Here is a 13,286-nt window from a genome sequence, read left to right on the forward strand (position 1 = left end):
AATGACAATTCCATGACAAAACACATTTTTCACTCATCCTCACATAAAAGCTAAAAAAGGATATTTCGCACAAACAGAAAGCCCTGACAATCTAATTATCAGGGCTTTCTGCTTATTTCTAAAAGATTTAAATATACTTTTACAGGTCTTCGATGACATTCACAGCCTCATACAGATAAACGTCTTTTTTGTAGGTATTTAACCAATCATTTTTAATTTTCAGTTTAACTGAATCACTGCCTATCTGTTCTAAATCGCTTTTGAGTGCAAGCATATTATTTTCTGTCAGATGAGATTTAAACTGTTCATCATACGACTTGTTCTGCTTTTCCCAATTTTCTTGGTCGGCTTTATAATCCTTGAAACGAAGTGAATAAATAGTTCTTTTATTATTGGCTTCTATTCTTTTGCTGTCCTCAGCTATCAATTTGAAAATCGGGCTTTCTTCAATCCTTTTCTTTGATTTTAGCGTAGCAGAAGTAATTTTCTTTGCTTGCGAACCCATGTCCATTTTGAGTGGCAATGGGTCTATTTCGCTCCACTGCAATGGGAAATCCTCAGTCTCCTCTCCCACTTTTACTGAAGCATATCTGTTGGGCATCACCACATCGGGAATCACACCTGTAAATTGGGTAGTTCCACCATTTACTCGATAGAATTTCTGAATGGTTACTTTCAATGAACCTAATCCGTATTTAGTGCCGGGAGGTGCATATCTGTCCAAATCAAGGAATCTTTGTACAGTTCCTTTTCCAAAAGTTCTGTTGTCTGTTCCCAAAATCAAAGCTCTTTGATAATCTTGCAAAGACGCAGCCATAATCTCAGAAGCGCTTGCACTATACTTGTTGACCATCACAACTAAAGGACCTTTATAAATAATCTTACGTTCACCACTTGTTAGAACAGTAGCACTTCTGTCGCGATATTTCACTTGAACAACAGGGTTATGACCAACAAAAATCCCAGTCATATCCACCACATCTTGTAGCGAGCCACCTCCGTTGTTTCTCAAATCAAATACGATTCCCTTTACGTCCTCTTTCATCAATTTGAGCACTTCATTTTTGACATCATCTGAACATGTTTTTCCACCTCTATTGTTCAAATCAGTATAGAATTGAGGAAGGTAAATAAATCCATATTTATCTCTCCCTTTTTGAATGATGGCAGATTTTACATATCCTTCTTCCATAATAACCACATCGCGTACAATGGGAATGTCTTTAATAGTACCATCAGGTTTGCGAACAGTCAAAATTACCGTAGTACCTTTCTTCCCTCTAATCAGTTGCACTGCTTCATCAATTTCCATATTGGTTACATTCACGGGCATGCTGTCTTTTTGAGTAACTTTAATAATCACATCACCTGCTTGCAGTTCTCCTTGCAAATAGCTTGGGCTGCCGGGCACAATCATTTCTACCTTCAAATTTCCATCCTTTAAACTCAACTGAGCTCCAATTCCTTCTAATCTGCCGGACATACGGATATCGAAATCCTCTTTTTCTTTGGGGGGGAAATAATTTGTATGAGGGTCATAAACCGAAGTCATGCAGTTGATATACATATCTATTTGTTCATCTCTGCCAAATTTCTGCAATCTCTTAAACCAAGTTCGCTGACTGTTTAACACGTCCAATCGCGCTTCGTGTTCCAAAGAATCTAATGATTTCTCAACAAAGTCTTTTTGCTTGTCTGCCAAGGCTTTTTCTTGAGCGGTTACTTTTGTATAGTACTTTTCCAGAACACTCAGCTTGACATATTTACGCCAATCCTCTGCCAATTCTTCCATAGTGTTGAGATACTGACGGTTATCCTCATCAAACTCATATTTTTCATCCGATTCAAACTCAAATTTCTGAGCCAATATTTTCTCAAAAATGGTTTCCAATTGGTCCACTCTTTCTTCAAAGGTTGTGTTAACAAGATTGAGGAATTCATAAGTTCCTGCTTTGGCTTCATCGTCAATCGAATAGCGGTATTGAGCAAATTTATCATAATCCGAAGCGAGAAAAAATCGCTTACTCCCGTCTAATCGTTTCAGATACAATTCAAAAACTTTATTGGAAAAAGAATCATCAATTTCTACCGGTTGATAATGTGTAGAATTTAAGGTTTGTAGAACAAGTCTTGGAAGAATTGTTTCACCTTCTTTTTGCTTTTTGAAACAAAAAGCAAGAAAAATAAGTGAAGCGGGAATGACTACCCACATCCACCGATATTTTTTTATCATATTAAGAATGAATTTCATGCGCTGCAAGTATAAATTAAGTGATTAAATAATTTTAAAAGCTGAAGCAACTTTTCTCAAAACTTGTACCAAAAGCTCTATTTATCAGTACCAACGTATTATTAATGCTCGGAGAGCAATTTGAGCATTTCGTCCACGATACTTCTGTCATTCCACAGGCGCGGAACTTTATTTTGACCTCCTAATTTATTTTTACTCCCCAACCAACGATGAAAAGAATTGCGTGGCAACACCTCTATTTTAGGCATTTTTAGTGCGAGATCTTTATGTCTTTTGGCTTCATAATCAGAATTTAGTTCCTTAAGTTTACTATCTAACTCTATGGTAAATTTCTCCATGTCATCCGGTTTTTGCTCAAATTCAATTAGCCACTGATGTCCTGCATTGTCTGCATCATCAAGATAGATAGGGGCTGCGGTATAATCTTTCAGCGTGGCGTCACAGACTTTACATGCGTGCTCAATCGCTCTGTCTGCATTGTCAATCATTAATTCTTCTCCAAACGCATTGATAAACAGGCGCGTTCTGCCGGTAATCATGAACTTAAAAGGGTAAACAGAAGTAAAACGGATAGTATCCCCCAGTTGATAGCGCCAAAGCCCTGAATTAGTTGTAATGACTACTGCATAATTCACATCTTTTTCAACTTCCCATAATGGCAACACCTTAGAGTCAGAGTTTCCAAACTCATCCATAGGAATAAACTCGAAGAAAATTCCATAATTTACCATCAGCGACATAGTCTGCTGAGACAAATCAGTCTGAATACCAAAAAAACCCTCCGATGCGTTGTAAGTTTCCAAATAGCTGACTTGTTCAGAAGGAAAATATTTTTTAAACTGCTCTCTATAAGGCTTAAATCCAACACCACCATGAATATATAGCTCCATATTGGTCCATACTTCCAACATATTGGATTTACCTGTGTTCTTGAGGAGTTTATCCATCAAAACCAAAGTCCATGTAGGCACACCGGAGATACTCGTCACATTTTCATTTATGGTGTATGCTGCAATTTTCTCTGACTTTTCCTCCCAATCTGCCATCAAAGCAATACTAGAATTTGGGGTCTTAAAAAGATATACCCAGACAGGCAAATGTTTCATCATAACAGCTGATAAATCTCCGTAGTTAGAATATTCATTGAGTGGATTTATATTTTGACTACCTCCAATCAATAAGCCTTTTCCTGAAAAAAGGTTACTTTCAGGCTTATGTTTCAAATAAATGGAAATTACGTCCCTCCCCCCTTCCAAATGACATGTTTCGATGGTTTCCTTACTCACGGGAATAAACTTACTCTTATCGTTTGTAGTACCCGATGATTTGGCAAACCATGTAATGTCAGTACACCACAGAATATTTTGCTCGCCCTTCATCATTCTTTCGATATAAGGATGTAAATCTTCATAGCTCGAAACCGGCACTTGGCTTGCAAAATCATTATAATCTCGCATAGAATCAAAATTATATTTCCGACCAAACTCTGTATCTTTGGCTCGCTCAAGCAGTTCTGTCAAAGTTCTTTTTTGGATTGCCACTGCATTATTCAGTGAATCATCAATTGCTTGCAATCTGTTTTTGAAATACCAGTTTATGAGTGAATTAATAATTGCCATCTATGTCTGCCTTATTAAGGGTGCAAGTTAAGGGATTTTAAATATTGTTATTATGTATTGCTTGTATTTTTTAATCACAAGAAATTGACAAGTGATTAGAAAACATTGCGCCCACAGCGACATGCTGATAATTAATTATTAAAAGTTAAAGATTTGCTTCAGGAAAACAACCCTGATACTAATTCAAAAGTTTCATTGTCCGCATCAAGCGAGGGATTGAACTCGGTGATATCCAAAGCTTTGAAAGTTTCATTAGACAAAATAAATTCTATGATGTATTTTGCTTGTTGAGGTGTCATACCATTCTTAGCCGGAGTTCCTGTGCCTTTTACAAATGACGCATCCATAGAGTCCACATCAAATGAGCAACAGAGACGGTTACAATGTTGTAAATAATCACAAGCTTGCTGTATCACAATTTCTATCCCATCAGATTTGATTTGTTGAGGTGTGAAAAATTTTATTTTTTCCCGTTGAATCAACTCCATCTCTTGCTTTTCATAATCGCGTAAGCCAATAATGACAAGATTTTGCGACAAAAGTTTTGGTCGTTTCCCAACCAAGCCTATATTTTTCAATCTATCCCACCATGCTGCTGTTTCAACACTGACTGCATTTTGCATAGATTCTTTATTATCCTTGCCAAGCAAAGCAGCAAGGGGCATACCGTGAATATTGCCGGAGGGTGTTGTATAGGGCGAATGCAGGTCTGCATGGGCATCAATCCAAATTAAGCCGGTATTTTCAATTCCATATATATCTGAAAAAACAGATACCGAGGCAATGGCATTGCTGTGATCACCGAGAATATTCAAACAAAACCTCCCCTCTCGCATTTCATCCCGAATGGTATGATAGGCAGCGGCTAAATTGTTGTGAATTTGTTCAATATGCTTAGCATTCGGATAGGATTTGCCGAAAGTAATCTTATTCTGAACCGGGGAAAACGCAAAATGAGACTTGGAAAAGTGCGTACTATTTTGAAAAAACTCAATCAATTGTTTGACTCCCTGAGCATTTCCATTTTTACCTGCTGCCAGTTCGGACGGGCAGGAAATTATACTTAGTACCTTTTCATTATTTATCATAAAGTAATCAATGTCACCCCGCAAAAGTAGCTAAAATACGGTCACCGTAAATGATTTGAATTGTTTACAAGTTGTTAAGTCCGTCTAATGGTCTGAAAATAGCTTTGCACACACAAATTTTGACACTTATGAAATTCTTTTTAGACACTGCAAACCTTGAGCAAATCAGAGAAGCAAACGAACTCGGCATACTTGATGGCGTAACCACCAATCCTTCTCTTATGGCAAAAGAAGGAATCAAAGGCAATGCTAATGTAAAAAAACACTACAAAACCATTTGCGAAATTGTGAATGGCGACATTAGTGCAGAAGTTATTTCCACCGATTTTGCAGGAATGGTAAAAGAAGGGCTTGAACTCGCAAAGATTCACAAGAATATTGTAGTGAAAGTTCCCATGATCAAAGATGGTGTTAAAGCGATGAGTTATTTTACAAAACACGGTATCAGAACCAACTGCACACTTGTTTTCAGCGCAGGGCAAGCCATTTTAGCAGCAAAAGCAGGAGCAACTTATGTTTCTCCTTTCATTGGAAGACTTGATGACATTAGCTTTGACGGTATCCAATTGATTCAACAAATCGCTGAAATATATGCAATACAAGGCTTTCACACACAAATATTGGCTGCATCTATTCGCAACCCATTGCATATCATCAAATCTGCTGAAGCAGGTGCCAATGTTGTAACCTGTCCTTTAAGTTCCATTTTGGGACTATTGAACCACCCCTTGACAGATATAGGTCTTGCCAAATTTATGGAAGACCACAACAAGGTAAATGCTAAGTAGTCATGTTGCGCAAGGCTGCTTACATTGCTTGTACAATTAGCCTCTTGTGTATTTTTTCTGCTTGTAATAAAAACTGCCCTTATATAGAAACGGTTGAAATTCAACAGGAAATGAAAGATTGGACAGAGTTCTTACCCGGTAGTTATTGGGTTTATCAAGATTCAATATCGGGAAAATTTGACACCATATCTATATACGCAATCCAAGCTAAGGTATTGGACACCACACCCAAAGACAGTCGTTGCCCTACCCGCAAACAAAGGGAGTTGCTCATGAACTATCCGGAAGATTCAATTCCAAATCCATCGAACTATGAATTTTATGGTATTTATGAGGACAAAAACCAGGATTTACTTACCGGAGAAATGACTTTCAGGAAAAAGGCGGAAAGAACTTTATCTTCCACCTACATGCTTTTCCCCATAGAAATTGGAGCGAACAAACGTTACGGCTCCAGGTCATGGTTTACCATTGAAGATATAATCCCATCAATGAACATGGCAGATACTACCTTTGACAATGTGGTTTGCACACACGACAATTTCAGCTATCCTGCCAATGGTGAAGCACGATTTTACCATGTTAAAAATATAGGTGTAATTAAAAAAGTTTTTTATAAGCAAGGGACTTCTGAACCTTCGGCTGTATGGAATTTGACAGAATGGGAAGTATTTCAGAAAAATTAATCAAGTGCTTAATTCAAATGTCGTTTATAGACAATCTCCCCATCAATAATGGTCATCCACGATGAGTTGTTGTGAAATTCGGGATAGTTTTTGAGAGGCTGGTTCAAAATTACCAAATTGGCTTTTTTACCAATTTCAAGAGTTCCCAATTCTTTGTCGACAAAACAACCGTAGGCAGCCCAAGCAGTCATAGCCAGAACAGCCGTATCCAGCGACACTGCTTCATGAGGCATAAAAGCGACAGGAGGTTCATCATCCGTACTTTTCCTTGCGGTGGCAGCAAAAATGGTTGCAAATGGATTGTAACCTTCAATAGGAAAATCCGTTCCAAACAATATCATACCTCGTGTACTCAAAAGCGATTTATAGCGATATGCTTCATTCTCCATACGATTTTTGCCCAGACGCATTTCAGCCCAACGCTGGTCAGTGGTAGCGTGTGTAGGTTGTACAGATGGAAGCACTCCTGCGGACTTAAATAATGGCATATCATCCGGACTAATCACTTGTGCGTGTTCTATTCTCCAGCGATAGTCCTTTTTATCGTCTATGAGAGAATGAATCAATCGGAGCACAACTCGGTTTGCCGAGTCTCCTATACAGTGCGTATTCGCTTGATATCCAAGTTCCTTGGCAATTTGAAATGTAGCTTTCAAACTATCGAATGGAGTAACCATCAATCCATAATTTGACAAATCATCACTATATGGTTCAAGCAAACACGCCCCTCTGGAGCCTAAGGCGCCATCTGCAATCATCTTAAAACTCCTTATGGTCAAATGCCCGTTCACATAAGTTCCATGTTCCTTGGCAAAAGCAATATTACCCGGAGTTGGAAATAACATACCATAGATATTGATTTTCAGTTTGTTTTCATTAGCCAATTCTATAAAAAAATCTCGAGCACTATCATCCAAACCTGCATCATGAACATGAGTCAACCCAAAAGCAAGAAACAATTCTTGAATTTCAAAAAACTTAGCGCGTAATTCTTGTTTATTGGGTTTTGGCAAACGTTTATTCAACTCATCAACAGCATTATCTAAAATAATACCGGTTAATTTGCCTTTCTTTTTTAAATATGCCCCACCTTGAATTTTACTGTGAACATTGATTCCCATCATGTCCATCATAGCTTGGTTAATCAGCATGGCGTGTCCATCAACCCTTGTCAACGCAACAGGGGTAGTGAGATAAGACTCGTTCAAGCGGGCGTTATCAGGCATATCTCCCTCCCCCCACAAACTTTGGTCCCAACCACGACCAATAATGATTTCGGAGTTGGTTTTGGATTGATATTTCTCCAACCTGGCAATTAATTCATAATAAGAACGTGTACCGGTCAAATCTACTGTCATCATTAGCTTGGCAAGACTTAACAGATGTCCGTGGCAGTCATGAAATCCGGGATAGATGTCTCGATTTTTTGCGTTAATTAATGATTTTGCATTATACTTTTTCAGAATTACCTTGTCTGAACCATAATCAATCACAACACCTTTGTGCAAAACTATTGCTTCGGTAACTTGAAGTCCGGGATTCATCAAATGAATGCTCCCATTATAAATAACAATATCAACTTCCTGCTTTTTGGTGCAAGAAAACAAGACAATCATGAAAGATATAAACAAGCAGTTTTTCATAATGGACTAGATTGACAGAGCAAATAAATAGGAATATTTTTAATCTTTCAAGAATTTCAAATTTTCTTTTTCTATTAAAATTGAAGATATAAAATTGAGCAAAATCGTGAAGAATTCTTGAGTAAAACTTACCTTTGCACCTTCAAATACATTTTGAATGAAAAGAACATTTTTAAGATACACACTACCTTTAGCCGTGGTATTGTTTACAACAACAATATCAGTTCAATCTTGTAAAGACAAAAAAATAAATATTTTTTCACTAAATGACGATATTGAGTTAGGCAAACAAGTGTCAGAAGAAATTGCAGCCAACCCTCAAGAATACCCTCTGTTAGATCCTAACAAATATTCGGCTGCTTATGCCCATTTACAACGAATAACTGACAATATTCTCAATAGTGGACAGGTTCAGTATAAAGATAAATTTGCATGGGAAACCCACATCATCAATGATGACAGCACTCTTAATGCCTTTTGCACTCCGGGCGGATACATTTATGTTTATACAGGTTTGATAAAATATCTTGAATCAGAAGACGAGCTTGCCGGAGTCATGGGACATGAGATTGCACATGCAGACCGCAGACATTCCACTAATGCAATGACGAGACAGTATGGCATTCAATTATTACTTGATATCGTTTTTGGACAAGACAAAGGTGCTTTGGCACGAGTTGCTGTCGAATTAAAAGAGCTTCAATATAGCAGGGATGCCGAAAGAGAAGCGGATAAATACTCCGTCATTTACCTTTACCCAACCGATTATGATGCCAGAGGTGCTGCCCGATTTTTTGAAAAACTTTTGGCAAACGGAAATTCAGGTGGACCTCAATTTTTGAGTACACATCCTAATCCTGAAAATAGGGTTGAAAATATTACAAAAGAATGGGAAACCCTTGGCGGCAAAGAAGGACAACGATTTGTTGAAAGATATCAGCAATTTAAAAATGCACTGCCATAAGATTTTGCTCCATTTCATTTAATATAGTTAAAAACAATACCAAAATTGATTTCATTACAAGATATAGGTTTCCATTTCGGAGGCAGATACCTATACAAAGACGTTAACTGGCAGATTTTTGAAGGACAGCGAATAGGCTTAGTCGGACCCAATGGCGCAGGTAAATCCACATTATTACGCATCATTTCAGGAGATTATACTCCCTCAGAAGGGATTCTGAACAGAAGCAATGATTGCACTATCGGATTTCTAAACCAAGATTTATTGTCTCTGGAATATTCGCAGTCTATCTATGAAGTGGCTTTGGAAGCATTTGCTGACGTGCTGAAGATGGAAGAAGAATTACATCAGCTTTACAAGCTTTTAGAAACTGACACAAGCGAAGAATTACTTACTAAACTAGGGGATGTTCAACACAGGTTCGAAAGTTTGGACGGATATAATATCAAACACAAAACAGAGGAAGTATTAGAAGGATTAGGTTTTGAAACCCAAGATTTGCACCGACCTTTTAGCGAATTTTCAGGTGGGTGGCGAATGAGAGTTTTGTTAGCAAAAATCTTGTTAAGACAACCGCGTTTGCTACTCTTGGACGAACCTACCAACCACCTTGACTTGCCATCTATCGAATGGCTTGAAGAGTATTTGCGCAACTATAAAGGCGCTGTTGTGGTTGTGTCGCACGACAGATATTTTCTGGACAGAATGGTCAATCAGATTGCCGAAATTGCTTATGGTAAGTTTTATTTGTATCCCGGCAACTATTCGTTCTTTCTAAAGTCAAAATCAGAGCGCGAAGAATTACAGCAAAGACAATACGAAAACCAGCAGCAATTTATTAGACAACAGGAACGATTCATTGAACGTTTTAAAGCCAAAGCGTCAAAATCCACACAAGCCCAAAGCAGGGTTAAAATGCTGGACAAACTTGAGCGGATTGAATCCATTGACAACCCTGACAGCAAAATAAACCTTGACTTTAAAGTCAAACACAAATCAGGAAAAGTACTCAAGAAGTTTCACAACCTGAGCAAATCTTATAACAGCAATCTCATCCTAAATCAAATTGATGGAGAGATTCAACGTGGCGACAAAATTGCCCTCATAGGCGCGAACGGCAAAGGAAAAACTACGCTTCTGAAAATACTTGCGGGCGAAGAATCATACGAAGGCGAGATTGAAACCGGATATCAGGTTATCAAATCATTTTATGCGCAACACCAGTTGGAAGCACTCAATGTAGATAATGAAATACTAAAAGAGTTGGACAGTATGGGAACTACCAAAACCGAAATGGAATTGCGAACCGTTTTAGGCTGTTTCTTGTTTTCGGGCGATGATGTTTTCAAGAAAATAAAAATCTTGTCCGGAGGAGAAAAAGCACGTGTCGCTCTTGCCAAATGTCTGGTTCAAGAAGCAAACTTTCTATTATTGGACGAACCCACTAACCACCTTGACATGCAATCAACAGACATCTTGGTGCAGGCATTGAACAACTATACAGGAACAGTAATCTATGTTTCTCACGATAGACATTTTATATCCCGGGTTGCTACCAAAATATGGTGGATAGAAGACCATAAACTCAAAGAATACCTCGGAGATTATGCCGAATACAGCTATTGGAAAGAGAATATAAAAGAAGAAACAAGCAAAACCGAAAAAAAACAACCCAAGGAAAAAGAATCGCCAACTCCTCCTCAGGATGATATAACGGCAAAGAACTTGCTAAATGAGCGTAAAAAGCTGGAAAAAGAATTGGCTTTTCATGAATCCGAGTTGGAAAAATTGAAAATAAAAAAGGCTGAAATTGAGTTATGGTTAAGCAAACCCGAAAATCTGATTCATGAAGATGAGATGCTTGCGAAATCTCGATTGTACAACAAAATTGAAACCGAGATAAACAATGCGGAACAAGAATATGAAAAGCGATTCGAGTCATTGCTGAAATTTGAATAACTTTGAACTGACAAACCCGACCATGAAATACACGCTGTTATTGCTCACTCTCATTGTATGTTGTTCAAAAGTTCAATCAGCTAAGCTGCCTTTGGAATATAAAAACAAAACGTACGAAGAAGCAATCATGACCGTTATTCTGCAAAAGACGGGTACTGAAGAAAGGATTCCTTTAGTAAGTATGTCAAATCCCATTGGCGCTTTAACACTGAGGTTTGATGAATTACGTCCGGAAAATGACTATTATCAATACAAATACATCCATTGCAGCGCAAATTGGACTCCTTCTGAACTGCATACTTTTGACTATATAGACGGAGCACAGTCAGAAAATATTGACAATTACGGATTTTCTCAAAACACTTATTTTCAATACACAAGTTATTCCTTAACATTTCCAACAGAGAACATGCGCCTTAAGCTTTCGGGAAACTATTTGCTTGTGGTGTATCGCAATTATGATGAAAACGACATCATTTTGACACAACGCTTTATGGTAGTTAACGACATTGCCAATATTGATGCAATTGTTGAACGTTCAAGTGAAGTAGAATATCGTATGAAAAAACAAGAAATTGATTTTACGGTCAAATACGACAATTATGAAATTCCCAACCCAATGACAGACATCAATGCTGTCATACTCCAAAACACAAATTGGACTACTGCCATCTACGGATTAAAACCCAGATTTGTAAATAACGGTGTCTTGGATTACAACTATAATGCTGAAAACAACTTTTGGGGCGCAAATGAGTTTAGGTATTTTGATATTCGCAGCCTGCGCACAATGAGCCCAAGTGTACAAAGAAAATATATAGACGAATACAATCGTCCTGTGGCAGAATTATATAAGGAAAAGACACGTGCGACAGACCCCTACCTTGAATACTTGGACTATAATGGCAAAATCGTACTTGACAATAAAGACGGTAGCGGTAGAGACCCAAATATTAGCTCAGACTACGTTCAGGTAAAGTTTTATTATATCAACCCGGGCGGGGAGTTGAACACACCTCTCTATATTTTTGGCGAATTAACTAACTGGGAACTGAAAGACGACTACAAACTGGTTTACGACAAAAGCAAAAACCTATACTATTGCGAAGCTACACTCAAGCAGGGATATTATTCTTATTGGTACGTTACTCCCTCTGCTAACGCATCTGAAACTATCAATTTATCGCTTACCGAAGGTAATTATTACCAAACAGAAAACACCTACACTATCCTAATTTATCATAAGAATCAATTTCTGAGATATGATGAATTAATCGGGTACACCCAACTATCTTCCTCAGGAAAGCAAAAGTGAATAATACATTTTTGTGCCGCTTACTTTTTATACAAGGGAAATCTTACCTTCGCAGCAAATAATCCAAGAGTATGAGCCATCATCCAGGCAAAGAAGCCAAACGTGTAACCACGCACACCCTTCAGGAAATGAAACAAGTAGGAGAACCCATTTCAATGCTAACTGCTTACGATTATTCATTAGCACGCATAGTGGATGAAGCAGGAATAGACGTAATCCTTGTTGGAGACTCTGCCTCTAACGTAATGGCCGGACATGAAACAACACTTCCTATTACATTAGACCAAATGATTTATCACGCATCTTCTGTTATTAGAGGTGTGAAACGGGCTCTGGTTGTGGTAGATTTACCTTTCGGTTCATATCAAGGAAACTCCAAAGAGGCACTCAATAGTGCAATCAGAATAATGAAAGAATCAGGAGGACATGCGGTAAAAATTGAAGGTGGAGAAGAAATCGTAGAATCTATCAAACGAATCCTTACCGCAGGCATCCCAGTGATGGGACATTTGGGCTTGACACCTCAATCTATTTATAAATTTGGAACTTATGCAGTACGCGCCAAAGCAGAAGCAGAAGCAGAAAAATTATTGAGTGATGCGCGTGCATTACAAGATGCGGGCTGCTTTGCAATAGTTTTAGAAAAAATTCCTAATAAATTAGCTGTTAGAGTTGCCAAGTCCATTGACATTCCTGTTATTGGAATTGGTGCAGGAGGTGGAATAGACGGCCAAGTCTTGGTCTTGCACGATATGCTAGGTATTAACAAAGAGTTTAGCCCCCGTTTTCTCAGACGCTACCTTAACTTGTATGACACAATAACCGGAGCTATTCAACATTATATCACAGATGTTAAATCTAAGGATTTCCCCAACAAAAAAGAACAGTATTGATTGATTTCCTCTATGCTTCCTTTGTCATCATTCCTCATCTGCTATAATACATTCAATAATATAAAAACGCCCCTATCAAT

Annotated in this window: 10 protein-coding genes; 6 read left to right on the forward strand and 4 right to left on the reverse strand. The window is 38.0% G+C overall.

From position 1 onward, the window contains the following. Positions 1–139: 139 nt before the first annotated feature. The 3 genes from M9892_00230 to M9892_00240 form a co-directional block, all read right to left on the reverse strand. A complete protein-coding gene (locus M9892_00230; protein ID MCO5252775.1) occupies positions 140–2,251 on the reverse strand; it encodes a carboxy terminal-processing peptidase in 2,112 nt (703 codons plus the stop codon). 101 nt (positions 2,252–2,352) lie between these two features. Further along, a complete protein-coding gene (locus M9892_00235; GenBank protein ID MCO5252776.1) occupies positions 2,353–3,870 on the reverse strand; it encodes a GH3 auxin-responsive promoter family protein in 1,518 nt (505 codons plus the stop codon). Between the two features lie 158 nt (positions 3,871–4,028). Beyond that, on the reverse strand, positions 4,029–4,958 hold the full coding sequence (locus tag M9892_00240) for an arginase (protein ID MCO5252777.1): 930 nt from the start codon (positions 4,956–4,958) through the stop codon (positions 4,029–4,031). A gap of 128 nt (positions 4,959–5,086) precedes the next feature. On the opposite strand from M9892_00240, the gene fsa reads away from it, so the two are divergent. Further along, positions 5,087–5,746 carry a fructose-6-phosphate aldolase gene (fsa, locus tag M9892_00245; GenBank protein ID MCO5252778.1) on the forward strand — a complete coding sequence of 220 codons (660 nt, stop codon included), beginning with the start codon at positions 5,087–5,089 and terminating at the stop codon, positions 5,744–5,746. Positions 5,747–5,748: 2 nt separating this feature from the next. Further along, positions 5,749–6,432: a hypothetical protein gene (locus M9892_00250; protein MCO5252779.1), complete on the forward strand. Its 684-nt coding sequence runs from the start codon at positions 5,749–5,751 to the stop codon at positions 6,430–6,432. Positions 6,433–6,440: 8 nt separating this feature from the next. Here M9892_00250 and M9892_00255 read toward each other — a convergent pair whose 3' ends face one another. Then, positions 6,441–8,048, reverse strand: a complete 1,608-nt coding sequence (locus M9892_00255; GenBank protein MCO5252780.1) for an amidohydrolase — start codon at positions 8,046–8,048, stop codon at positions 6,441–6,443. Positions 8,049–8,232: 184 nt separating this feature from the next. Between M9892_00255 and M9892_00260 the strand changes: the two genes are divergently transcribed. From M9892_00260 to panB, 4 genes are all read left to right on the forward strand, one after another. Next, entirely contained in the window at positions 8,233–9,039 is an 807-nt protein-coding gene (locus tag M9892_00260; GenBank protein MCO5252781.1) for a M48 family metalloprotease, read from the forward strand. Positions 9,040–9,084: 45 nt separating this feature from the next. Then, entirely contained in the window at positions 9,085–10,998 is a 1,914-nt protein-coding gene (locus tag M9892_00265; protein ID MCO5252782.1) for an ATP-binding cassette domain-containing protein, read from the forward strand. Then, positions 10,991–12,313 carry a DUF5103 domain-containing protein gene (locus M9892_00270; protein MCO5252783.1) on the forward strand — a complete coding sequence of 441 codons (1,323 nt, stop codon included), beginning with the start codon at positions 10,991–10,993 and terminating at the stop codon, positions 12,311–12,313. Before M9892_00265 ends, M9892_00270 begins: the two co-directional genes overlap by 8 nt. Positions 12,314–12,384: 71 nt before the next feature. Beyond that, the gene (gene panB / locus M9892_00275) at positions 12,385–13,206 is read left to right on the forward strand and encodes a 3-methyl-2-oxobutanoate hydroxymethyltransferase (protein MCO5252784.1); all 822 of its coding nucleotides are present in this window, start codon (positions 12,385–12,387) and stop codon (positions 13,204–13,206) included. Positions 13,207–13,286: the final 80 nt, after the last annotated feature.

This window comes from Bacteroidota bacterium (assembly GCA_023957335.1).
Taxonomy (GTDB): domain Bacteria; phylum Bacteroidota; class Bacteroidia; order NS11-12g; family UBA955; genus JALOAG01.